Source organism: Acidobacteriota bacterium, assembly GCA_040756905.1.
In the GTDB taxonomy this organism is placed as follows: domain Bacteria; phylum Acidobacteriota; class Aminicenantia; order JBFLYD01; family JBFLYD01; genus JBFLYD01.
This window is the reverse complement of sequence record JBFLYD010000020.1, coordinates 1-24,242: the sequence shown is the minus strand read 5'-3', so window position 1 is coordinate 24,242 and position 24,242 is coordinate 1. Positions and strand designations below refer to the sequence as shown.

20 protein-coding genes are annotated in these 24,242 nt (G+C 34.2%); 13 read left to right on the top strand and 7 right to left on the bottom strand.

Features of this window, described 5'->3' with window-relative positions; genetic code table 11:
• Positions 1 to 638 (bottom strand): hypothetical protein (locus AB1410_02750; GenBank protein ID MEW6455622.1); only part of this gene is annotated, 638 nt, incomplete at its 3' end.
• A 666-nt stretch (positions 639 to 1,304) separates the two neighbouring features.
• Here AB1410_02750 and AB1410_02745 point away from each other — a divergent pair.
• Together AB1410_02745 and AB1410_02740 are read left to right on the top strand one after the other, a co-directional pair.
• Positions 1,305 to 1,850 carry a nucleotidyltransferase gene (locus AB1410_02745; protein ID MEW6455621.1) on the top strand — a complete coding sequence of 182 codons (546 nt, stop codon included), beginning with the start codon at positions 1,305 to 1,307 and terminating at the stop codon, positions 1,848 to 1,850.
• A complete protein-coding gene (locus AB1410_02740; protein MEW6455620.1) occupies positions 1,847 to 2,113 on the top strand; it encodes a hypothetical protein in 267 nt (88 codons plus the stop codon). Before AB1410_02745 ends, AB1410_02740 begins: the two co-directional genes overlap by 4 nt.
• Positions 2,114 to 2,159: 46 nt before the next feature.
• Here AB1410_02740 and AB1410_02735 read toward each other — a convergent pair whose 3' ends face one another.
• Positions 2,160 to 3,347: a VWA domain-containing protein gene (locus AB1410_02735; GenBank protein ID MEW6455619.1), complete on the bottom strand. Its 1,188-nt coding sequence runs from the start codon at positions 3,345 to 3,347 to the stop codon at positions 2,160 to 2,162.
• Positions 3,348 to 3,541: 194 nt separating this feature from the next.
• Positions 3,542 to 4,501 carry a DNA recombination protein RmuC gene (locus AB1410_02730; GenBank protein MEW6455618.1) on the bottom strand — a complete coding sequence of 320 codons (960 nt, stop codon included), beginning with the start codon at positions 4,499 to 4,501 and terminating at the stop codon, positions 3,542 to 3,544.
• Between the two features lie 383 nt (positions 4,502 to 4,884).
• On the opposite strand from AB1410_02730, the gene AB1410_02725 reads away from it, so the two are divergent.
• From AB1410_02725 to AB1410_02675, 11 genes are all read left to right on the top strand, one after another.
• Positions 4,885 to 6,138, top strand: a complete 1,254-nt coding sequence (locus tag AB1410_02725) for a thiolase family protein (GenBank protein ID MEW6455617.1) — start codon at positions 4,885 to 4,887, stop codon at positions 6,136 to 6,138.
• A gap of 25 nt (positions 6,139 to 6,163) precedes the next feature.
• On the top strand, positions 6,164 to 8,506 hold the full coding sequence (locus AB1410_02720) for a 3-hydroxyacyl-CoA dehydrogenase NAD-binding domain-containing protein (protein ID MEW6455616.1): 2,343 nt from the start codon (positions 6,164 to 6,166) through the stop codon (positions 8,504 to 8,506).
• A 164-nt stretch (positions 8,507 to 8,670) separates the two neighbouring features.
• Entirely contained in the window at positions 8,671 to 9,699 is a 1,029-nt protein-coding gene (locus AB1410_02715; protein ID MEW6455615.1) for a ketopantoate reductase family protein, read from the top strand.
• 42 nt (positions 9,700 to 9,741) lie between these two features.
• Complete coding sequence (locus AB1410_02710; protein ID MEW6455614.1) at positions 9,742 to 10,977, top strand: 2-hydroxyacyl-CoA dehydratase family protein; 1,236 nt, start codon at positions 9,742 to 9,744, stop codon at positions 10,975 to 10,977.
• Between the two features lie 6 nt (positions 10,978 to 10,983).
• Positions 10,984 to 11,769 carry an acyl-CoA dehydratase activase gene (locus AB1410_02705; GenBank protein MEW6455613.1) on the top strand — a complete coding sequence of 262 codons (786 nt, stop codon included), beginning with the start codon at positions 10,984 to 10,986 and terminating at the stop codon, positions 11,767 to 11,769.
• A complete protein-coding gene (locus AB1410_02700) occupies positions 11,770 to 13,545 on the top strand; it encodes an AMP-binding protein (protein MEW6455612.1) in 1,776 nt (591 codons plus the stop codon).
• Positions 13,546 to 13,590: 45 nt separating this feature from the next.
• A complete protein-coding gene (locus AB1410_02695; protein ID MEW6455611.1) occupies positions 13,591 to 14,337 on the top strand; it encodes a beta-ketoacyl-ACP reductase in 747 nt (248 codons plus the stop codon).
• A 14-nt stretch (positions 14,338 to 14,351) separates the two neighbouring features.
• Positions 14,352 to 15,545 (top strand): thiolase family protein, encoded by a 1,194-nt coding sequence (locus AB1410_02690; protein ID MEW6455610.1) that lies wholly within the window; start codon positions 14,352 to 14,354, stop codon positions 15,543 to 15,545.
• Positions 15,546 to 15,559: 14 nt separating this feature from the next.
• Positions 15,560 to 16,015, top strand: a complete 456-nt coding sequence (locus AB1410_02685; GenBank protein MEW6455609.1) for a DUF2889 domain-containing protein — start codon at positions 15,560 to 15,562, stop codon at positions 16,013 to 16,015.
• 394 nt (positions 16,016 to 16,409) lie between these two features.
• Positions 16,410 to 17,177 carry an enoyl-CoA hydratase/isomerase family protein gene (locus tag AB1410_02680; GenBank protein ID MEW6455608.1) on the top strand — a complete coding sequence of 256 codons (768 nt, stop codon included), beginning with the start codon at positions 16,410 to 16,412 and terminating at the stop codon, positions 17,175 to 17,177.
• Positions 17,178 to 17,190: 13 nt separating this feature from the next.
• Positions 17,191 to 18,219, top strand: a complete 1,029-nt coding sequence (locus AB1410_02675; GenBank protein ID MEW6455607.1) for a zinc-binding dehydrogenase — start codon at positions 17,191 to 17,193, stop codon at positions 18,217 to 18,219.
• A gap of 22 nt (positions 18,220 to 18,241) precedes the next feature.
• Here the strand turns inward: AB1410_02675 and AB1410_02670 are convergent, their stop codons facing one another.
• The 4 genes from AB1410_02670 to AB1410_02655 form a co-directional block, all read right to left on the bottom strand.
• Entirely contained in the window at positions 18,242 to 19,984 is a 1,743-nt protein-coding gene (locus tag AB1410_02670; protein ID MEW6455606.1) for an ABC transporter ATP-binding protein, read from the bottom strand.
• A 9-nt stretch (positions 19,985 to 19,993) separates the two neighbouring features.
• On the bottom strand, positions 19,994 to 21,103 hold the full coding sequence (locus AB1410_02665) for an NHL repeat-containing protein (protein MEW6455605.1): 1,110 nt from the start codon (positions 21,101 to 21,103) through the stop codon (positions 19,994 to 19,996).
• Positions 21,104 to 21,749: 646 nt separating this feature from the next.
• A complete protein-coding gene (locus AB1410_02660) occupies positions 21,750 to 23,339 on the bottom strand; it encodes a radical SAM protein (protein ID MEW6455604.1) in 1,590 nt (529 codons plus the stop codon).
• 178 nt (positions 23,340 to 23,517) lie between these two features.
• Positions 23,518 to 24,126, bottom strand: a complete 609-nt coding sequence (locus tag AB1410_02655; GenBank protein MEW6455603.1) for a hypothetical protein — start codon at positions 24,124 to 24,126, stop codon at positions 23,518 to 23,520.
• Positions 24,127 to 24,242: the final 116 nt, after the last annotated feature.

Genomic DNA, 24,242 nt, shown 5'->3' with positions numbered 1-24,242 from the left:
TTTTCAAATTCTGATTTCATCGAAAAAGTGGCCGGAATAAATCGGAATGGGTGGCCACTTTCAATCAGAATCAGTGGCCGGTTTGAATCGGAATCGATGGCCACTTTGGATCGGAATATACATTTTACAAATTCTTTAATTATTTTATGATTAGAAGTGAAATTATAAATAATTTTCATACCTTCTTTTTTGTTGAATTCAACTACCATTATTTCAGTGTTCTTATCTAATATATTATTTAAAATCTCAATTAATTTGGGCCTTGCCCAATCAAGATATGTAGAGAAAGTGTTAATGTTATCAAATATAAGAATGAGTCTTTTTTTCTCAGGAAGAGAAATTTCTTTTTCTTTCTTTTGTTCTTTTTTCTCTTCCACTTCTTTTGTTTTAATTTCCTCTAATCTCTCCTCATAGCTTATGAGGTTAAAATATTGAATTGGAACAGGATATCCATCTTCAAATACTTCTATCTCTTCCTTTTTCAAATCAGTCACAAAATTTCCTTTTTTATCTTTTGCGATAAAATCAACAAGAACTAATTGAACCAAAACCTCATGTCTGGGTCTTATTTCTTTTTGCTGAAAAGATAGAAAAAATAAATTTAAAAATATGAAAAAAAGATGAAAAAACTTTTTCATATCTCCTTAAAGATATTATTTAATATTCAATGATTTATGTCAATTTAGATTATATTTATTTTTTTCCTTAAATATAAAATAAATTTTCTTTTGAAATTTATTAATTATCGAATAACATATTTGGTTTAAATCGCTGATTTAAAGATAAAAATTTTTATGTTTATTTTATTTTAAGTGCATGAATTTCCAGTTCCTAAACAGGTTAGTCCTTCACATGTTCCACAAAAAGTACAGCCTAAAGTCCAACAGTTTTGGCAAGTTGGAGGTTCACAGGTAGCTCCATAAGCTGTTTGCTCGGGGCAAGGTGTTATTTCACAAGTTGGACAATCTTGGGCGCTTGGAGTACAGTTTGGTTCTACTATTTTAGAATTAATATCATTATTGTTTTGATTTCTTCCTTCTAAACTGCTTATAGAAGATTTGAGTGAATCTGAAAAAAGTGGGGAGTCTTTTTCTTCATCAATTTTAATAAGAGTTGGAGCTTCTCTGCATTCTAAGAGGGGAAAATTTATGCAAAAATTTTTTAAATATAGGATAAATATTTTGCCCGGTGATAATTTTTATCTAATATCAAAGTTAAACGGATGATCCTCCATAAGAAGTTGAAGATTGCATTCTTTATTTTTTAATTGATATAATTTTTTAAAATACTATAATAGCGAAATAATGAGTGATGAGTTAGAAGTATTAAAATTAGTTACAAGAAGGTTAAAAGAAGCAGGAATAGAGTATATGATTACAGGTTCAACAGCAGTTAACTTTTATTCTGTTCCAAGAATGACTCGAGATATTGATATCATTATTGAATTATCTCTAAATAATATTGAAAAAATCGAAAATTTATTCTCAGATGAGTTCTATATGGATAGAGAGGCAATTTATAAAGCAGTGGTTCAAAAGGGAATCTTTAATATAATTCACAACAGTTATTTAGTTAAAATTGACTTTATTATTCGTAAGGATAGTGATTTTCATAGAGAAGAATTTAGAAATAAAAGAAGGATAATTGTTGAGACAGTAAATATGAATGTCGTGTCTCCAGAAGATCTTGTCCTTTCAAAACTTTTCTGGGCTAAGGAGAGTAAATCTGAGGTTCATATTAATGATGTGAGAAATTTGTTGAATAATGTGAAAGATTTAAACATTGAGTATATAAGTTATTGGGTAAATAAACTTGGAGTGGATGAACTTTACAAAGAGGTTTTAAAATGAAGGATACAAGCTCTGGTATGGAGAAGAAATTTAACTCTATGTTAATGCAAAGAAGTGGGGAAGATCGAGTTAAAATGGGATTTTCAATGAATGACTCTGCAAGACGTTTAGTCATTGCATCTATTTTAAATAAAAACCCTAATGCTTCTCCTTTGGAAATTCGAAGAGAATTATTTCTAAGGTTTTATGGAATTGATTTCGATAAGAAAAATAAAGAAAAAATTTTGAAATTTTTGGAAGGTTATAAATCAAACAAAGATTGAAAAATTAAAGTTTTAAATAAAAATTTAAGATTTGCCATTTACATTTTTAATCTTTAGCAAAATATCCTTCTCTGTGTTTTACAATGACTTTCTTCATTCTTACCTTAACTTTTATTTTTCTGTATTTTCCATCCATTATCTTATTAGTTGAGGAATATCCCAAAATATATGCTTTACTTATCATATCCCCGATTATTTGAAGAGCTTCTCCTAAATCATTGGTGTTAGTTATAGCCTCTCCGCCTGTCCTGGAGGAAAGATCTCTCAGAAAAGATTGGCGAAAGAAAGGATTGAACAGATTTTGGTGTTTTTCTCTTTGTGAAGCTGTCATCTGCAAATCTCTGTACATGAAATTGTAGTCTTTAAGACCACCAATATCTAATGAGTAAATAGCAGTATTAGAATCATTGAAATATTTTGCTAAAAAAGCTGGATCATTCAATTCATGAGTGGAGTAAGCATCTTCTCCTAATCTGCCACTGAAAAAATTTCCATAACCTTCGGATAGGAAGATAACTCTTTTTTCTCCTTCAATTCTTTTCAGCTCTTCTGCTATCAGCTTAAGTCTTCTCAAGCCTCGTAAGGATAACATTTTAAATTCCATATTCAACAAAGGAAACACAACATCTCTTTCCATCTCTGCCATTGGTAATTTTTCTGGGGAAGAACTGAAGTATATAAAATCTATAGGATAAAATGATTCTTTTAAGACTTTTTTTATAATCTTTGATACTGAATCTGGTTCTTTTTCTGATATAAAAATTCTACCCTTTTTGAAAAGATATGATTTTCCACCTATATAGATTAAAAGATTATCATCATGAGTAATAAAGTTCTTTAAAAATTTCTTAAGCGGTTCTTCTAATCTTGTTACATAAAATGGGCTTGTTGTGATCTGATCAAATATAAGTATTATTGTCCTTGGTGGAAAAGATTGTCTTAATTCATATTGTTCTCTTGATATTGATTTTTTCTCATCAGTGTTATCTTCAAATATCAATTTACTATCTTTTATTTTCTCAAGATAGAATAAAGAAATATATTGTCTTTTACCATCTTCATATACTTCAAAATCTTCTATCTTTAATCTTTCGATAAAATTTCCTTTCTTGTCAGTTACAACAGTTGGAACCAGGATTAGACGCACCTCAACTTTTTCCTGAATCTTACCCAATTCTTGAGAAAATAAAAATATGTTTAGAAATAAAATGGAAAAAATTAAATATTTTCTCATTTTTTTAATTTTTCTGTTCATTTCTGAGATATTTAAATTATACCATAATTTAAACTCAAAAATTTTTTAAATATAGGGTAAATATTTTACGCTCAATTTATTTTTTTAGAAATTTTAGAATATAATGAGCAAATTCTTCGAAAACTTTTAAGCGTTCTTGAAAAGGATATGCATAAGGAAGAGAGGGCAAAGGATTAATCCTGCTTTTCTTCCAATTCTTTGGATTCGGGTATTTCTGTGATTTTTGTAAGTTTTTCGTGAACTTTTAACAATCTTTTTTCTGCATCTTCGTATTTACTTCTTGTATCCCTTAAATGTCTTCCCATCACTTCAAAATCTTCCTGAAATTTTTTAAAATCGCCCTGAAGCCTCATTAAATTCAGGATTATTTCTTTTGCGCTTTTTTCAATTCTCATTCCTTTCAACCCAAGCACGATTGCCTGAAGGTATGCAAAAAAAGAATTGGGAGATACTGGAATAACATGGCGCTTGAGAGCATAATAAGAAACGCTCGTTTCTTCTCCAAATGATTCATCTTTTATGATAGTTTCATAGTAGATATTTTCAGCGGGTATGTACATCAAGGCAAAATCGAAAGTTCCTTCATCAGGCAATATGTATTTTGCTGAGATCGAATTGATATGATTTTTAACATCGGTTAGAAATTTTTTTCTGGAATTTTTTTTATCCTCTTCATCAGTTGCTTCCATCATTTTTCGAAAATTTTCAAGGGGGAATTTTGCATCTACTGGTACCATTCCTGTTCCAAGATGAATTACTGCATCGACAGTTTCTCCAGATTTGAATTTATATTGAATTGAAAAATTGGAAGCTGGCAAAATTTGCGAGAGAAGATCTTCGAGGAATAATTCTCCAATAGAGCCTCTTAATTTGGGAGTTTTCAATATCTCCTGTAATGAAGATATATCTTTTCCAATTTCAAAAATTCTTTCTGCGGATTGGGAAAGGATTCCAAGTCTTTCCTTTACATCTCCAAATATTCTGGAAGTTGAGTCTATAGTTTCAGATACATTTTTCTGAGAAAGAAGAAGATTTTGGTTAATCTCCTTAAGTCTTTGATTAAAGTAAAATATTAATAAGCCTATTACCAAAAGAATTATGACAGCTAAAATTCCAATTATTAATATTTCCATTGTAAAAATTTTAATTCTTTTTCAATCTTTAATCAATTATTAATACAAACGAATTAAATAATTTAACATGTAGGGTAGGGCTTTAGCCCTGCTATTCAGCAACCCTGAAGGGTTGCCCTCCAAAATATTTTATGTGTTTGTATTAGTTAATTGGCGTGCCTTGACATTGATGCATCTCAATGCTATAAAAAATTTCTGGGGTGAGGTTAAAAATTCGGACAGCAAGGGTGAGTTTGTTTATTCGTGACGGTTTTCAGGAACCTTTGGTTTCTGTGCCACTCTTCCTGCCCATAAAATTATTAAGTTAGTTTATTTTGTTTTATTTAATTTCAAATTTTTTTGAAGGGTTAGGTTATAATTGAAATGAAGGAGAATAATAAGATATGAAAATGAAAAAGGAAATATTTCGTATTCCTGAGAATATCAGGCAAGGAGGACCGGCAATAATAAAAGAGAAGAAGAAAAAAATAGTTTTCCTCTCTGGCACTCGCACTCCCTTTGGAGAGGTGGGAGGAGCTTTTAAGGATATTCCACCCATAGAACTTGGTGCATATGCTGCAAGGGCAGCAATAAAAAAAGCAGGACTTGAGGGAAGAGAAGAGCTTATCGATGAATGCATATTTGGAAATGCAATGCATACAAGTATCGATTCTCATTATGGAGCCAGACATGTGGGTCTGAGAGCTGGACTGAGTTTTTTTGCACCGGGTCTTACAGTGAATAGAATTTGTTTTTCAGGAGGGGAAGCTGTAATTCAGGGAGCAAAACAAATATTATTGGGTGAAGCAGACATCGTTCTTGTTGGAGGATACGAGAGCACAAGTCAATCTCCGACGTTGCAATATGGTGCTGCTTATGGATATCCCTACATGGCAGGCCCAAGAGTCTATGCTCTTTTTAAAGATGGCTTAAATGATACTTACATAGATACGGACATGATGGGAACTGCAGAAAATCTGGCAAAATTATATGGGATAACAAGAAAAGATGCTGATGAATTTGCTTTTTCTTCGCAGCATAAAGCAGCAGAAGCAAAGAAAAGTGGTCACTTAGCTAAAGAAATAACCCCTGTTACTATTAAAACAAGAAGGGGTGATGTAATTGTTTCAGAGGATGAACATCCAAGACCTGACACTGCCCTTGAGAGTCTTTCAAGATTACTTCCTGTAAAACTTGGTGGAATACATACTGGTGGAAATTCAAGTGGTATTGTAGATGGAGCTGCTGCATTAATCATGACAACAGAAGAGAAAGCAAAAGAACTGAGAATTGAACCAATAGGAGAACTTATTTCATGGGGAACAGCAGGAGTTGACCCTCATTATATGGGGATAGGTCCTGTTCCTGCTTCAAAAATAGCTTTAACAAGAGCAGGTTTATCCCTGAATGATTTAAAACATATAGAAATAAACGAGGCTTTTGCAGGTCAGTATTTAGCTGTGGAAAGAGAACTTGCTTTAGATCGCTCGAAAGTTAATGTAAATGGTGGTGCAATAGCCCTTGGACATCCTTTGGGAGCCACTGGTGCAAGGCTGATCATTGCTTTGCTGACTCTTGGAGGATTGGGCCTTGCTTCAGCTTGTATAGGAGGTGGGCAGGGCGGGGCTGTGATAGTTGATGGATATGGAGTTCAGTAAAAATAATAAAAAGGAGTTATAAAAAATGAGCAATAATCATGTATTTTATGAAAAAGAGTCCATTGCCTGGGATGATGTTGAGGTATTAATAGTTGGAGCCGGGACTATGGGTTCAAGTTTAACCCAGACATATGCCCAGAACGGATTTAATGTCGGCTTGATTGATATAATTGATGAGATAATTGAAAGAGCATTTGAAACTATAAAAAAGGAGCTTGAAGATGCGAGAAAGGCTGGAATATTTTCTGAAGGACAGATTAAAGAGATAAAGAAAAGAATAATAGCTACGACAAGTTATGAAGAAGCCTGCAGAGGAAAAAATCTCAAATTGGTAATAGAAACAGCCACTGAAAAAATTGAAGTGAAAAAACAAATTTTTAAAAAGCTTGATGAACTTTGCGCTCCTCATGTAATTTTTGCAACAAATTCTTCCTCTTTAGACACAAACATTCTTGTCCGAGTGACAGGAAGGCCTGATAAGGTAGTATGGATGCATTATTTCTATCTACCCCATAAAAATCGCGCAGGAGAGTTTGCCGGAACTGATACTGCTTCGAATGAAAGTATTCAGGTTGCTTCAAAGTATATGAAATTGGGTGGAAAAGTAGCCACTCCAATACTTTCAAGCAGAAAAGGAGGAGCTGCAGATATAATCTTTGTTTCTTTACTGCTTGAAGCTACAAGAATGTTAGAGGAAGGGTACGATGTACCGACTGTCGAAGCTGCTGGCAGAAAAGCTTTTAACATGCCTCTCGGGTTTTTAAGTTTGATGGATGCTACAGGTTTGCCTGTTGGATACTATTCAATGTGTTCTTTTTCTGATTCATCCAACCCGGATGACCCTCTTTACAAGGTTTATAAAAATTTCTTTACGCCAACTAAAATTTATACAGAGTTGATGAAAAGATATGATTCAGCAGCCGATAAGGCGAAAGTTAGATGGGTATCTGAGGAAGATTTAAGAAAAGAACCAGAAAATATTGAGATTGTAGAAAAGTTAAAGGAAAGATTCTGGGCAGTTGGATTTATGACAGCTGTGGAAGTGGTGGATTCTAAACTAATTGAAATAGAAGAAGTAGAAAAGTTGTGCCAGAATGCCTTTTTATGGAAGGAGGGGCCATTTACTCTGATTAACAAAATAGGACTGAAAGAGACGATGAGGATAATCAAAGAGAGAGAAGAGATAGCTAAACTCCATGGAATTCATTTTCCTGTTCCAAAGCTCCTTATAGATCAACATAAAAAAAATAAACCCTGGCCAGTCAGATTAAGCCCAATAATTTATGAAAAAGAAAACAGAGGTCAAATTGCAAGAATTATGATTTCTAACCCCCAGAATGCAAATGCCCTTGACAATCAGGTCTTTGAAGATTGGAGGGAATCATTTAAAAGAGCAAATGAGGATGATAGGATAAAAATAATAATTTTTGACTCTGCTCCCATAAAAACCTTCATAGCCGGAGCTAATGTTTATAACTTTATAAAGAATATAAAAGAAAATAATTTTGAAAATATTAAAGAAGACACAGCCATGTGGCAGGATGTTTTATTCCATAAAATGACAGGAGAAGGGAAGCCTAAAGTAGCGATAATCGATGGAGCAGCTTTTGGAGGCGGGGTAGAAGTTGCCCTGGCATTTGCCTATGACCCTGATAGTGTGGTCATCATAACAGACCGCACAACTTTTGCTCTTCCTGAAACAAGGCTTGGGATCTATCCAGGACTACGGGGAACATCTTTAGTACCAATATTGATTTATAAGGCTACTAATGACCCAGAGCTGGCAGTGGCAATTTCCCGTTATTATATATTAGCTGGAGGGACAACAACTTCCTCTCCTCGTGTGATAAAATACTTAGGGATGGCTGATTATATTGTTCCTTGTAATAAAAGAGATGAAATCGCTGATAAAATATCCCAGGCAATAATTGATAATAATGGTAAACCTCTCAATAAAAAGCAGTTAAAAGAATTGAATATTTTTGAAGTTCCGGATAAGCTTACTTTTGAAGAAAAGGAAGAGCTTCGCTGGATGAAGGATCTGTTCTTGAAAAAAGACCTTATTCCTACCCTTTATGCTTATGGCCTTGGATGGACTGAGGTATTTTTTTCCGGAGACCAGAAAGCATATGCTCAAAGGATAGCGAGGAGAGTGGCTACAAATTCTCCAAATGCAGTCTGGACAGCAAACTGGTTGATAAGCAAAGGTTTTAATGATTTTCTTAATGGGAAGAGCCTTGATGAGGTAGCCCGATGGGAACTTGATGGTTATCTTATACCAACTTTCCAGCATCCCGATGCTCTGGAGGGTTTAACAGCACTTGTAGAAAGAAGATTTCCTGAATTCAAAAGAACATATCCTTTTTAATGAAAATATTAAACTTTTATGGGTAAGACGTATTTGAAAGCAAGTAAATTTTTGAGGTGGTTAATAATTAGAGCAGCAAGGGTGACCCGAAAACACGCTGTATTTTCCCCAGCGCGGAAAATTACAGCTCGGCACTCATGCTCTGCTCTTTCTTCAGACCATAAATGGTCAGAAGAAAACCATGCCCGCTCAGCATTCGTGACGGTTTTCTTGGCCACCCTTCCTGCTCGAAGATGAGAACGCATAAAATTGCAGTTGTTGGAATTGGCCCCATAGGAGGAATATTAGCTTCAAATTTAATAAAAAACAATGAAGACGTAATTCTGGTTGATATAATGAAACAAAAGCTTGAAAGGATTAAAGAAAGAGGACTGAAGATTAGTGACCCAAATGGACTTATAAGAGGAAGTTTTGAAATAAAGCCAGAGAATACTCTTTATTCTGTTTCAGAACTTGATAAATTCAATGTTGATGTGTTATTCATCTGTGTTAAAGCATATGCGATAGAATCTCTTATTCCTGAGATTAAGAAAATATATAATCCTGAGTTGAAATTGATAAGCTTCCAGAATGGTCTTGATACAGAAAAAATTCTTGGGAATGCTTTTGGTGAGGAAAAAATTTTCAGAGTTGTTATAAATTACGCAGGAAATCTTATATCTGATAATGAAATAAGCGTTACTTTTTTTAACAAACCAAACTACATTGGATGTTTAAAGAAGGAGGATATTCCGGTTGCAAAGGAACTTGCTGAAATGATAAGTTCTGCCAAGCTCGATACAGAATATACTAATGAAATAGAAAAATACGTATGGGAAAAAGTAATATTAAATTCTGCCCTTGCTCCTGTATCAGCAATCACTGGGTTGACTATGGAAGAAGCTATGGATCTAAAGGAGACATTTGAAATTGTTGAACAACTGGTTAAAGAAGGCATCGAGGTAGCAAAAGCTCATGGAAATGTTTTTCCTCCTGATTTTTTTGATTTTTGTATCTCCTATCTAAGAAAGGGAGGGTATCACAAGCCTTCTATGTTGATCGATGTGGAAGAAGGGAGGAGAACAGAAATTGATTTTATCAATGGAAAAATAGTTAAATATGGTGAGCTTTACAGTGTTGAAATTCCTTTTCAAAAAAGTATCACATTTCTTGTCAAGGGAATTGAAAAAAGACTAAAAAGTGCAGGGAATTAAAAAACATAATAAATGTTATAAAAAATTTTAGCTGAAATTGAGATGAAAGAAATAGTATCAACAAAATTACTTAAAGAAATTCTGAAACAATATTACCAGTCATTGTATCAAGATTCGCAAAATCCCCATCAGAAAGTTGCATGGTGCTCGAGTGTGGGACCATCAGAAATCTTAATCAGTATAGGGTTTAAAGTATATTTCCCTGAAAATCATGGGGCTTTACTGGGAGCCACAAGGGAAAGTAATAAATATATTTCGATTGCAAATGCAATGGGCTATTCACCTGAAATATGCTCTTATCTGACTTCAGACGTAGGAGCTTTCATAAAAAAAGAAACTCCTCTGACAAAAGCTTATGGAATTCCGTCAATTCCTGAGCCTGATGTTCTCGTTTACAGTACCAATCAATGCAGGGAGATTCAGGATTGGTTTCTTTTCTATTCAAGGGAGTATAATGTGCCTGCCTTTGGTGTATTTCCTCCTTGGAAAATAGATGAATTGACAGAAGAACAAATTGGATTTGTGGAGAAACAATTTAAGAGCTTGATAAATTCTTTAGAAAAAATTACAGGAAAAAAATTAGACATAGATAGATTAAAAGAAGTTGTAAGTTTATCCGGTGAAGCATCGAAATTATGGAGAAAATTTCTTGAAACAGCGAAAAACAGCCCCTCTCCGATTACTTTTTTTGATGGTTGCATTCACATGGCTCCAGTGGTAATGCTAAGAGGAACAAACATTGCAGTGGAGTATTACAAGGCATTAAACGAAGAGATAGCGAAAAGAGTTGATGGTAAGGTTGGAGCTATTGAGAAAGAGAATTTGAGGTTTTACTGGGAAGGAATGCCTGTCTGGGGAAAGCTAAGGTTTTTTTCTGAGCTATTTTCGAAGTTTAACACATGTGTTGTGGCATCAACATATTGCAATTCATGGATTTTTGATAACTTCTCTTCAGAAAATCCATTGAGGAGTTTAGCTGAGGGATACACTCAGATTTTCATAAATAGAAGTGAAACAAAAAAAGAAGCTTTATTAAAAGAAATGATCGATGAGTATAAAGTGGACGGCATTGTATTTCATGATGCAAAAACCTGTCCCAATAATTCAAATAGCAGGTTTGGTCTTCCCCAGAGAATGATTAAAAAATTTGGAATTCCATATTTGATTATCAATGGCGACTTGAATGATCTAAGATGTTTTTCCGAAGAGCAGACAATAACTGCAGTCGAATCATTCGTTGAACAGATAATTGAATCAAAAAAGGAAATTAGAGGCTAAGAATTTATGTATTTTTCAGGAATTGACCTTGGTTCATCTTATTCGAAAGCAGTAATAATCGATGAAAATAAAAAAATTGTTTCAGATTGTATAAGAAAGACGGGTTTGAGTTTTGAAAAAATCTCGGAAATTGTTTTTAATGCAGCATTAAAAAAAAGAAATATATCAAAAAAAGAGGTTGTATCTGTGGTTACAACTGGCGTTGGCAGGAATAACTGTCCTTTTTCAGATTTTTCAAAGTCAGAGATAAGCTGTTTTGCAAAAGGATGTTTTCACTATTTTCCTGGAGGGAGCATTATAGTTGACATAGGAGGACAGGATAATAAAATAATCAAAATATCAGAGAACGGGAGACAGGTTTATTTTAAAATGAACAGGAAATGTGCAGCAGGCACTGGAAGTTTCCTCGAAGAGATCTCAATAAGACTTGGTATCTCTCAAAAGAGAATGAATTCAATGGCAAAAAAAGCTTACAAGAGTGTAGAAATTGGAAGTTATTGCACTGTATTTACCTGTACTGAGATTATCCATCATATTCGAACTGGAAAAAACATCAATGAAATCCTCAGGGGAGTTTTTGAATCTGTGGTAAAAAGAATTCTTGAAATGGATCCCTTTGAAGAAAAAGCAATTCTTACAGGAGGTGTGATAGCTAATAATCCTGTAATTGTTGATATTTTTAAAGAAAAATTAGAACATAGTTTTCTTGTTCCTCCTAATCCCCAGACAATTGGAGCTTTTGGAGCAGCAATATATGCTTTTGAAAATTATTTATCCAGCAAGGTGAGCTGAATGAATTCTATTGTGCTAAAATCAAACATTCCACTTGGAGAAATCTACCCCAACATTGGAATAATGCTGAGAGAAAGGAAGGAAAAATTTTTTAATAATTTTGTTCTTCAAGAAAAAAGAGAGGGTAAATTTCAAAAATATAAATGGTATGAATTTTACCATGAAATTTCCATTGTTGGCACATCTTTGATTGAAATGGGAATAAAAAAAGGAGACAAAATAGCAGTTCTTTCAAGAAATCGAAAAGAAATGTTGGTATTGGAACTTGCAGTGATGAGTATTGGTGCTATATCTGTTCCAATCTTTTCTGAATATCCAGCTTTTCAGATTGATTATATTTTAAGTCATTCTGATTCAAAATTTCTCGTTGTTTGTGACAGGCCTCATTTGAATGAGGCACTTAAAACAAAGGCAATCGAATCGATTGATAAGATATTCGTAATGGAGTGGAAGCCCTATTATGGACATAAACATAAAAACATCTCTGATTTTAAAATCTTGTACGATTTCAAAAGAGACACTTCTGAATTTGAGAATCGGATTGAAATGGTAGATCAAGAGGATCCATGTTTAATAATGTATACATCGGGGACAACTGGGATGCCAAAAGGAGTTGTTCTGTGTCATAGAAATATTCTCTCCCAGCAGAAAGCTTTAAGTTTGCTATGGAATGTAGGACCTGGCGATAGATTTCTCTCTTATCTTCCATGGCATCACAGCTTTGGAGGTTTATTTGAGAGATTCACAGCCATTTGTTCAGGAGCAACTCTAACAATAGATGAAAGTTATGGTAAAGACATCCCGTTACTTCTTAAGAATTTCAGAGCTGTTAAACCAACTGTTTATTTCAGCGTTCCTAAAATTTATCAGGTTCTTGTAACAGAAGCGATGAATTCAAAAGAAATTGAAAAAGAAATAATACATCCAGAGCTTAAGTTTGTATTTACAGCAGCAGCTCCTCTTCCAGAGGATATTTCAGAATATTTCAAAAAGAAAAAAATCTCCATCGTTGAAGGATGGGGGCTTACTGAGACCTCACCCTGTGCTACTCTTACTCCTCTATCAGGAGAACGATACCCCCACACGGTTGGATTTGCTATTCCTGGAGTAGAAGTAAAAATTTCAGATGAGGGAGAAATTCTAGTAAGAGGACCAAATGTTATGCTCGGATATTACAAAGAACCTGCAAAAACTTCCCAGGTAATCGAAGATTCAGGCTGGTTCCATACTGGTGATCTGGGAGAGATTTCAGAGAAAGGATTGGTTATTAAAGGAAGGATGGATGGAGTCTTCAAATTGCTGAATGCAGAAAAGGTATCATCTCAGATTGTTGAAACAGCTATAATAAGTTCAAGCGATTATATAGACAACGCAGTAGTTCTGGGCGAAGGAAAGGATTTTGTATCAGCTTTGATATTTCCTAACTTTAAGAACCTTGAAAATTGGGCTCAAAAAAATAAAATAAGCGTTTCCTCAAAAAAGGCATTGTTGAAAAACCAATTAGTGAGAGAGCTATTTCAGAATGAAATAAGTAATGCAAACAAAAAAATATCTCCAAAATTTGCCAGGGTAAAAGCATTTGCTCTTATCGATAGAGAATTGAATTTAAAGAAAGCTGAGCTCACACCTTCGTTAAAAATTGTTAGAAGTAAGGTAATTGAAAATTTCAGTAATCTGGTTAAAGCAATTTATCATCCTGGCGAAGTAGATTTAAAATATAAAAAGGAGGTTATATTTCTCGAAAAAGAAGAGTATCCAGGAGCGATGAAATTATAATTTTTATAATACATACAATAAATTAAAAATCAAAAAGGAGGCAATATGAATGAGTTAGAGGGAAAGGTTGCAATTGTTTCAGGAGGAAGTCGTGGGCTCGGAAGGGCTATATCTTTAGAGCTTGCTAAAAGTGGAGCAGACCTTGCCATTAATTATAGAAAGAGCGTTGCAGAAGCAGAAAGCCTGATAGAAGAGATAAAATCAATGGGAAGGCGAGCAATAGCCTACAGAGCAGATGTCTCAAGCTTTGAAGATGCTCAAAAAATGGTTGAGGATGTTTTAAAAGAATTAGGTCGAATTGATATTCTGGTTAACAATGCAGGGATTAACATGGATTCAGTTATATGGAAAATGAGCGAAGAGCAATGGGACAATGTCATTAATGTAAATTTAAAAGGCTATTTTAATTACATAAGAGCTGTCTCTCCGATTTTTAGAGAGCAGCTATCAGGAAAGATAATCAATATAACTTCTATAAATGGACTTAGAGGGAAATTTGGCCAGAGCAACTATTCCGCAGCAAAAGCAGGAATCATCGGATTAACAAAAACATTGGCAAGGGAATTAGGAAAATACAATGTAAATGTCAATGCTATAGCTCCTGGCATGATTGAAACAGATATGATAAAAGATTTACCCCAGGATATTAAAGATAATGCAATCAGAGAAACAGTATTGGGAAGGCTTGGCAAGCCAGAAGATGTGGCTTATCTTGTTGTATTTTTATGTTCTGATAAAGCCAGGCATGTAACCGGAGAGATTATTAAAGTTGATGGAGGTCAGTATATATAATTGATGGAGGAAAAATGGAACTTTCTGATGTTGTTGTTATAAGTGCTGTGAGGACAGCAATGGGAAAATTTGGAGGAACATTGAGAAATGTCCCTGCCTATAATTTAGGAGCCCATGCAATAAAAGAAAGTCTTAAGAGAGTTGGGCTTGAAGGAATGGATGTAGTAGATGAAGTAATTTTAGGACATTGTAGACAGGCTGGAAATGGACCAAACCCGGTTAGAACTGCTTCTGTAAGGGCAGGAATTCCTGCATCAATTCCCGCTCATAGCCTGAACATGGCATGTCCTTCCGGAATGAAAGCCCTAATCCTGGCATCTCAGGCAATAAGGTTAAAGGAAGCAGAAGTAATGGTTGTGGGTGGAATGGAAAGCATGAGCACGATTCCTTATCTTCTGAAAGATGCAAGATGGGAAGGATTCAAAATGGGGGATAAAGTTTTGATGGATGGATGGAATGACACAATTGACCCATTATGCAACATGGGCATGGGTCAAACTGCTGAAAGACTCCAGGAAAAGTATAATGTATCGAGAGAAGAGCAGGATAAATTTGCTCTGGAAAGTCATAGAAAAGCCCATGAAGCTCAGATAAATGAATGGTTTTCAGAAGAAATCGTCCCTTTTGAAGTATTACATCCTGATACAAAAAAGCCAGTTATTTTTGCCGCAGATGAAACAATAAGACCTGATACTTCCCTTGAAAAGCTTGCCAGGCTAAAACCTGTGTTTAAACAGAATGGAACAGTTACAGCTGGAAATTCTTGCAGCATGTCAGATGGAGCCACAGCCCTTGTTGTAACTTCAAGGGAAAAAGCAAGGAGTTTAGGAGTTGAACCTTTGTTTTCTATAATTTCTCATGCTACAGCTGCAGTTGACCCTGATGTGATGGGAGAAGGACCTTCGATAAGTATGCCAATGGTATTGAAAGATGCAGGTATGACATTGTCGGATATGGACCTTATTGAAGTAAACGAAGCTTTTGCCGTTCAGATATTGGCAAATGAGATGAACCTAAAATGGGACAGGAGTAAGCTTAACATTCATGGAGGAGCGATAGCTCTTGGTCATCCTACAGGGATAAGTGGTGCAAGAATACTCGTGACATTATATTATGCGCTAAGAAGAATAGATAAAGAGATAGGAATTGCAGGAATATGCGGGGGTGGGGGAGTAACTACTGCAATGGTAATTAAAAGAGAGAAATAAAGAGCGGAGGAAAAATGGAAATCTATGAAAGAAATATAAACTCTTCTGTAAGGAAATTGAATGAAAAATACATTGTTACCGAAGCTTCGTTACTCGATTTAAGTCACAACATGAGGGTTGAGTTAAAAATTAACCTTGAAACATCAGTAATTGAAGAGGCAAGCGCCCAAATTTTAAAAGCTCCATTTCAAGTTTGTAACTATACATTAGAAAACATAAAAAGGATAGAAGGGTTCAAAATCGAAAGGGGAATTAATAAAAAGTTAATAAATGCTCTTGGAAAATCAGATGGATGCACTCACTTTTATGAATTAGCCCTCGAAGCTGTAAGATTAAGTTTTAATGTGATGCTTGGAATAAGATTCAACTGGAAAGAATGGGTCTCAAGAACTGTAAATGAAGAAGAGTTTATCAAAATGGCAATGCCATATTTGAAAAATAGTTGCCTTCCTTTTAAAACTGATGAATAAAATTTCAAATTTAATTGGTTTTGAAAAATTAATACAAACGCACAAATATTTGTTACATTCTATTGTCGTGTCACTTAAATATCTTTTGTTATTCCTTTGTGACATGACACTTTCCCTATGGGAGAAAGATCTCCTTAGACGCTTCGCTGAGCACCCCCAGATATTGAGAAGTTCCTTCCCCATACCCCTTCAGTGGGCTTTATGAGAAATTTTTTGTTTATAAAGATATTTATGGGACAGCACACTATTTTTATCCCTTACCCCCGTATCAAGTACGGGGCAGGCTTTAATCTTCTCCCCTTAGGGGAGAGGGAAGGGTGAGGAGGTAGAAATGTATTAAAATTAAATACGTTTGCATTAATAATCAGTTAACTGAAAAATTTTGGAGGAAGTGATGTCATATGAAAACATAATTGTTGAAAAAAAAGATGATGTTTTTGTTTTAACTCTTAACAGGCCTCCCCTTAATATATTGAACATAAAAATGATGAATGAGATAAACATGGCTTTAGAAGAAGTTTTAGGATGGAAAGAATGTAAAATTCTTCTCATAAAAGGCGAAGGAAAAGCCTTTTCAGCAGGAGCTGATGTAGGAGAGCATCTTCCAGAAAAAGTAAATGAAATGCTTAAGACTTTTCATAAAATGTTTTACCTTCTTGATTTATTCGAAGGAATCTCAGTTTCTGCTGTTAATGGTTCTGCATTAGGAGGAGGATGTGAGCTGGCTCTTTTCTGTGATATGGTTCTTGCTTCTGAGAAAGCAAAATTTGGTCAGCCAGAGATAAAGCTGGGAGTATTTCCTCCAGTAGCTGTAGCTCTATATCCTTTAGTTTTCCCTTCAAGATTTATTATGGATTTTATCCTTTCTGGAGAGATAATTGATGCTACAGAGGCAGAAAAAAAAGGTCTTATAAATAAAATAATATCCTCAGAAAGATTTTATGAAGAAGTTGATGAATATCTTAAAAAGTTTAAATCCCTGAGCCTTTCTTCTTTAAAAATTACAAAAACTGTTATTAAAAAAATTATAAAGTTAGATTTCCAGAATAATTTAAAGTTTGCAGATGAGGATTATTTAACCATATTGATGAAAACCGAAGATGCAAATGAAGGCTTAAAAGCATTCCTTGAAAAAAGGGAGCCTCTCTGGAAAAATAAATAAAAGGAGAAATAATATGAAAGCAGCAATTTTTTATGGGCCTAATCAACCTTTAAAAATCGAGGAATTTCCAACTCCAGAATTAAAGAGAGATGAAGTATTTATTAAGATTAGAGCATGTGGAGTATGTCATACAGATTTACATTACATTGATCATGGTGTTCCAACTTTTAAAAAACCACCTTTAATTTTAGGTCATGAGCCTTCTGGCATAGTAGAAAAAGTAGGAGAGGATGTTAAAGAGTTTAAACCTGGAGATAAAGTATTAATTCCTGCAGTCTTGACCTGCGGATACTGTGAATACTGCAGAACAGGAAGAGAGAATATTTGTAGAAATATGATAATGCTTGGGAATAATATAGACGGAGCATATGCTGAATATATTGCAGCTCCAGCAAAAGATATATTTCATCTTCCTGATGAAATTCCTCTGGAAGAAGGAGCAGTAATAGCTGATGCGGTCTCCACTCCATACCATGCAGTAAAAAACAGGGCAAACATAAAACCTGGAGATGTAGTAGTTGTTTTTGGATGCGGTGGAGTTGGCATTAATGTGGTTCAGCTTGCTTCAGCGATGGGAGCGATCGTTGTGGCAGTGGATGTAAAAGAGAGTAAGCTGGAATGGGCTAAAAAATTCGGTGCTTATGAAATAGTGAATGCTTCTAAGGTTGAAGATTTAGCTAAAACATTAAGAAAAATGACTGGTGGAGGAGCTGATGTTGCAATTGAAGCTATTGGAAATCCAAAAACCATGGAAATCGCTTTTAATTCTCTAAAGAGTGGAGGAAGGCTTGTTGTGATTGGTTATTCAGACCAGAATCTTTGTTTAAATGCAGGAAGAATCATGTTCAGAGAGATGGAAGTAATGGGTTCTCTTGGATGTCGGCCGGTCGACTATCCAAAAATTATTGAATTGGCAAAGATTGGAAAAATAAAAATAAAAGAACTTGTCACCCATAAATTTCCATTATCTCAAATCAACGATGCTTTTGACTTATTAAGAAAAGGTGAAGAGTCTCTTTTAAGAGCAATTGTAGTGATGTAAAGTTGATAAGTATATAAAAGCGTTAGCCCATACGAATGAATTTAGAGTTTGTATCTACTACTTTTCCATCATTCAAGGTATATTTTCTGTCTATGGAATTTTTTCCAAAAGCCCTGTGGGAGATTATAATACAGGTTCTCTCTTTGAATCTCTCAGTTATAAGCTCCTCGATCCTCTTCTGTGAATCTAAATCAAGCTCTGAGGTTGCCTCATCAAATATTATTATGTCTGAGTCCTTAAGGATTGCCCTTGCAATTGATAGCTTTTTTCTCTCTCCACCAGATAGCTTCTTTCCTGTTTCTCCAATCACTGTTTCAAATCCATCTTCCAGATTCATTATGAATTCGTAGGCTCCTGCTAATCTGGCTGATTCAATTACTTTCTCATCCTTTGCATCGGGCTTGCTGTAGAGGATATTATTCCAAATTGTGTCATTGAATAAAAATACATTCTGGGAGACAAAGGAGATTCTTTCTCTTAGGGAGGAGAGGGAGAGGGTATTTATATCTCTGCCATCTATGGTTATCTTCCCTCTATCTGTTCTATATAGTCCAAGAATTAGCTTTACTATTGTGCTTTTCCCTGAGCCATTTGGTCCTTTGATGAGAATCTTTTCCCCTGGTTTAACTATGAGATTGAGACTCTTCAGAACATCTTCCTTTTTACTATCGTAGCTGAAGAAGACATCCTTGAATTCAATTTCTCCCTTTATCTCTTTAATCCTTACTCCTTCGTCCCTTTCTTCTATTAACTCAAATAGCTCTGTGACTCTGTTTAGAGCTGTTATTGCTGGTTGAAGGGTAAGTCCCATTGTTGCTAAGATTTGAGTTGGTCCATAGAGTTTTGCAAGATAGGCTGAAAATGCGATGTATGTTCCAATGGTAAATGTTCCCTCTATTATCTTCCATCCTGAATACCATAGGACAATGAATCCTCCAAGAGCTCCTATCAGAGAAAGAATCTCTGATGAGATGGTGAACTGGATATTTCGTTTTATGTTAGTCTGTTTTAGTTCATCTAAGGAAGTGTGAATCTTTGTTGTCTCTCTATCCTCTGAAGAGAAAGATTTTATAACCTCAACCCCTGATAGGGATTCCTGTATCTTCCTTGAAAGACTTGCTCCCTTCTCCATAACCTCTTTACTTGTTTTCCTTATCGATCTTGAATAGAATCTGGTTGCAACGAAAAGGAATGGAATGACTGTTAATGATATAAGGGTTAGCTTCCAATTCAGATAAAGAAGAATCCAGAGGCAGAATAAAAACTCAAGGATTCCAATAAGTATTCGGACAATGTAGTTAGAAAAGAAGATTCCCAGGCCTTCGACCTCAGAAATTCTTGAATGAAGATAGCCTGTCTGTTGTGAGTCGAAGAAGGAGAGAGGAAGTCGAAGGAGCTTAGAAAAAAGATCCTTCTTTATCTTAACCAGAACCTCTTGATTTAAGATATTGAAGAAATAGTTTGTTAGAAATGATAAGAGAAGCTTTAAAATCTGAAATCCTATAATGGCAAGGATAATAAGGTTTAGTAAACTTAGATTCTTTTTTGTAATTACATCATCCACAATGTATTTCATGAGGTAGGGAGTAGGAAGGACAAGGAGGGAAAGGAGAATCATAAAAATTGAGGCAAACAAGCCCTCTTTCAAATGTTCTTTCAGATAAGGAAGGATTAGTCTAACAGATGAAAAATGAAATTTTGAGCTTTCTTCTTTATTTTTTTGAGATATAATTGATTCTTTAAAATTTATTGTTGCCTGAAACATTTAAATAAGTTATTCAAAATTTATTTTATATTCGTAAATCTTCATACCTACATATCTATCGATAATAAATAACCTATCATTGTACACTTTTATATTATCGCAATAAGTGTTTAATTGCTTGGTAGTAATTATCTTGCCTGAATTATTGAAAACTAATAGTCTGTACAAATCGGTGGTCTCAGAATCAACATAAGCTTTTGGACCAGGGATAATATTTATACTTCTGTTTCTGTCCTCAATTATCATTTTTGTGCCAATTTTATACTCCTCTTTCGTTCTTGGTCTTGTTATGACTATAAGATAGATTCTTCCTTGATTATCAATTGATAATCCTTTAGATATCTGTTCTGCTTGTAGTCCAATGTAACTCTTGGTTTGCATATATTTCAACTCTGGAACCGTAAAGGGCATTTCAAATGAAATATTCATTACCAGTTCTCCTGTATTTGAGTATTTTTGAAGAAGCGGGCTGTATAAATAAGAAGTATAAATATTTTCATAAGTATCCAAAGAGAAATAAATAGAAGATTTCATTAAAGTAAGTAATAAAGATTTTTCCTCTTTTCGTTTCCCAATTTCTCTAATAATTCTGCCCTCATAATTGTATAGAAGGATTAAAGACGAAGACTTTAAAGATCTACTTCCATTATACATGATTATTCCACCTCTCATCACACCAATATGATAAGGAAAATAATTGATCTTAAAAGTTTTAAGAAAATCTCCTGTAGTCTTTAAAATCTGAATTCTTGAATTATACCTATCAGAGATAATCATATTGTTTTTATTATCAAATTCTAGATCAAATGGGTATAAAAAGTCAGCGGGACCTTGTCCCTTTCTTCCAATTGTGTTTATATACTTGCCTGATTTGTCAAATACTTGAATACGGTGATTTCCAGAATCCACAATGTATACAAGTCCATCTCTATCAATTTCTATATCGGTTGGCTCATTAAAAAATTTGGCTTTGTCAGCAGTCTCTTCACCCCCCCATTCTCTGACTAATGTAATTTTTACTTTACTCTCACAACCATTTATCTCTTGCATGGTATTATGAATGGTTTTTGCCAGAAAAGATGCCTCGGAGGATAAGAGAAGAAATATAATTAAACTCATTAAAATTTTAATTTTTGAGGCAGTCATAATCCTTTTTTATGAAATATTTTATCCTTTTTTCACTCTAATTAAAAAGAATATTATTTTATCCCATTAAAACAACTTATAAAAATATGATAAAATCCTCTTTTATTTTATCACCTCTCTGAAACTTATTATAGTTATCTTAATCCAAGGATTAACTTTTTTTGCACATAATTTCTCTTAGCCCCTCCTCTAATTTAGACCGCAATGGTAATGAATTATTTTTAGGTTTGCTTTAGAATACTTAATAAACATCCCTTATCTTGTATTTTTGTCTTATCCTTCCTGTCTGATTATATTGGATAGTCCCGTGCATCTACATGGGCCCATGCACTACTTGGCTCCCAACATGCACAAGCACAACCGCCTAAGTCAACACTTACTTGATAGGTAGACGCAGAGCCAACCTCAGGAGGGGAGCAAGCGCACTTACATGTTGTTAAAGGTGTTACCTCTGAAAGTTCTGAAATGCCCTCAGGTTTTACTAAAATCATTGTAGCACCTCCTTATAATCTTGAGATTTTGAAAAATCTCGTCTTCGCAATTAAACAAATTATTCAAATTTTTTTCAAAAATTAAAAATATCACTTTCATATCAAAGAATGATTTAGATTATACATAGTTACTCTATTCTCCACTTAGAAAGATAATTGAGCCCTTTTGGATTAAGATCCAATAATTTACAAAAAAATCGTAAATATTTTTCTGTTAAATATTGAGCAATTATACAATTTTTAATTTTTTTGTTAATATCAAATTTTCCATTATTAAAAGCATTGACATAACACTCAGGACAAAGTTGAATTGCCCAACATGTAGAACAAGAAGGAAGGCTTTTCGTACTATATTCGTCAATATAGATATTTTCAATTGTTTCTATATCAATACCTGAATATACATTTCCAATCTTTGGGGCTGTACTTGGCACCCGCTCACATAAGTGAAAATCACCTTCAGTTGAAACAAATATTTTTCTAACTCCTGGAATACAACATCCATTCAGATAATATTTATCTATGGGCTTTGGATAAATTGGACGCTGTATTAACCTTGCAAGTTTTTCTTCTATTATACTATTTGCTATTGGATTTAACTCGCTCTTGCCAGTATAATAATCCATATATCTTTCTATTGCCCATTCCAGCATAGTTTTATCTTCTAAAATGCTATTATTTGGATATTTTTCAGTTGGAATACTCTCTGAGTGAGGGTATGTAATTAGTACAGGAATATCTTTCGGAAGCCATGGTATTTCAACCCATAGTTTGCTTATACGGTTTAGTTTCCTTTCAGAATAAGGTGGAGTATACACCATACTAAGAAAAATTCTTTCTTTAGAACCTTCACCAAAAACATCAATTAAATTTTTTAATCCGAGTATTGTATGCTTAAAACTTCCCCGCCCCCTAAAGTCTTTTCGATAATCGTCATGGATCTCTTCCGGACCATCTATACTAACTACCACACTAAAATTCTCGTGATAGAAAAAATCAGCCATTTCGGCGGTTAGTAATGTACTGTTAGTAGTTAAACTAAAACGATGTCTTTTCTTGTTTAATGTATGATGGGCATAATTAACACATGATTTTATAAATGGAAATCTAAGCAATGGTTCACCGCCGTAGAAAGTAACAGCTACTCCCTCTTTTCCACTGCTATGAGTTGTAAGATAATCGATGGCTGCTTTTGCAACTGAAGGGTTCATATTACGGTTACCATGATTTCTTTTATCTGAGACAAAAGGATTATAAATACAGTAATTACAACGAAGATTGCATTGCTCGGTTATTTCCAATTGTACCATTCCAAGTGATGTATTAATTAATTCTTCAATATTATGAAAATGAGCTGATAAGCCGAATTGAGTCGCTTTTTTTGTTTGAAGGATATTCTCTTTTTCAATTGCACTTCTTATTTTATTAGCAGCCTCTATGAATTGTTCCTTTGTATACTCTGATAGTGTCTTGTTGATAGCTTCTTCTATATCCATGGATATAAGTTTTGTGAGAAGACTATATTCAATATCATCGCACTTAAGAATCTTATTTGTTCCAGTATCATAAAGATAACCATGAGAATCGGTTCTGAATAGCTTCGCAATAGGCTTTGATTCTTTCCATAATTTCTTGAAATAAAAATGAAGTTCATTAATAGGTTGTTTATAAGCGCGCCTAGGTTTCCTGCGGAGTTTTTCTATATTCTCGATATTCATACATTTAATTTATATCAAACACCATGCCAAATTAGAGGGGTGCATCTATAAAGGATTTGTGGATTTGATGGTTTTAGAAAATCGAGTATAAACTCGATTCATCTTTCAGAAATTCTCTGAAAAGTCGTTTAAAAACCTCGTCAATACTGAATTTTTATTAGTCGAGATAAAAATCGACTCAGTCGAATATAAACTCGATTTTTCTTCTCTTTTTCGATTCTCTCCCTAATGTCTCAATCTTTATGCCTTGATGCCTCAAAAAATCCATAAATTTCTTATAATCTCTCTCCTCTATGTGGAAATAAGGAAGAAGGGCTTTAAAGCTTCCTCGTGATGCTTTAAGACCATGGTGAAGAATTTCTTTTAGCTGATATTTGTTGAGCTCTCTCTGGAGGTAGGGTTTACGAACTGTAGTCCAGAAACTTTCTCCCTTCTCCATTCTTAGAAGGATTTCTTTTATGATTGAAGGGGATGAACCCTCTAAAAATGATACTTTTATTGGATTTAATATCTCTTCTGGTAAATCTTCTACATTTATAATTGGTTCTTTAGATAGAATGACTGCTCTTTCAATCACTGCTTTAAGCTCCCTTATGTTCCCAGAGAAGTGATATCTCTTAAGGTATTCCATTGCCTCAAGGCTTATCTCTTTCTTTATTCCAATTTTATGGGATTTTTTAAAGATAAAATAGTAGATAAAGTTTTCTTTATCTTTATCATTTTTTTCTCTAAAAGGAGGGATATAGATTCTAAGAGGGGATATTCTGTAGTAGAATGGGGAGTGCACCCCTAAAAGTGGACACTAAATTAAGACACATTTTCAATATATAACTCATTTCCCAACCTATCTTCAAATTCAACTGGCGATAAATAACCAATTGATGAGTGAAGACGCTTTTTGTT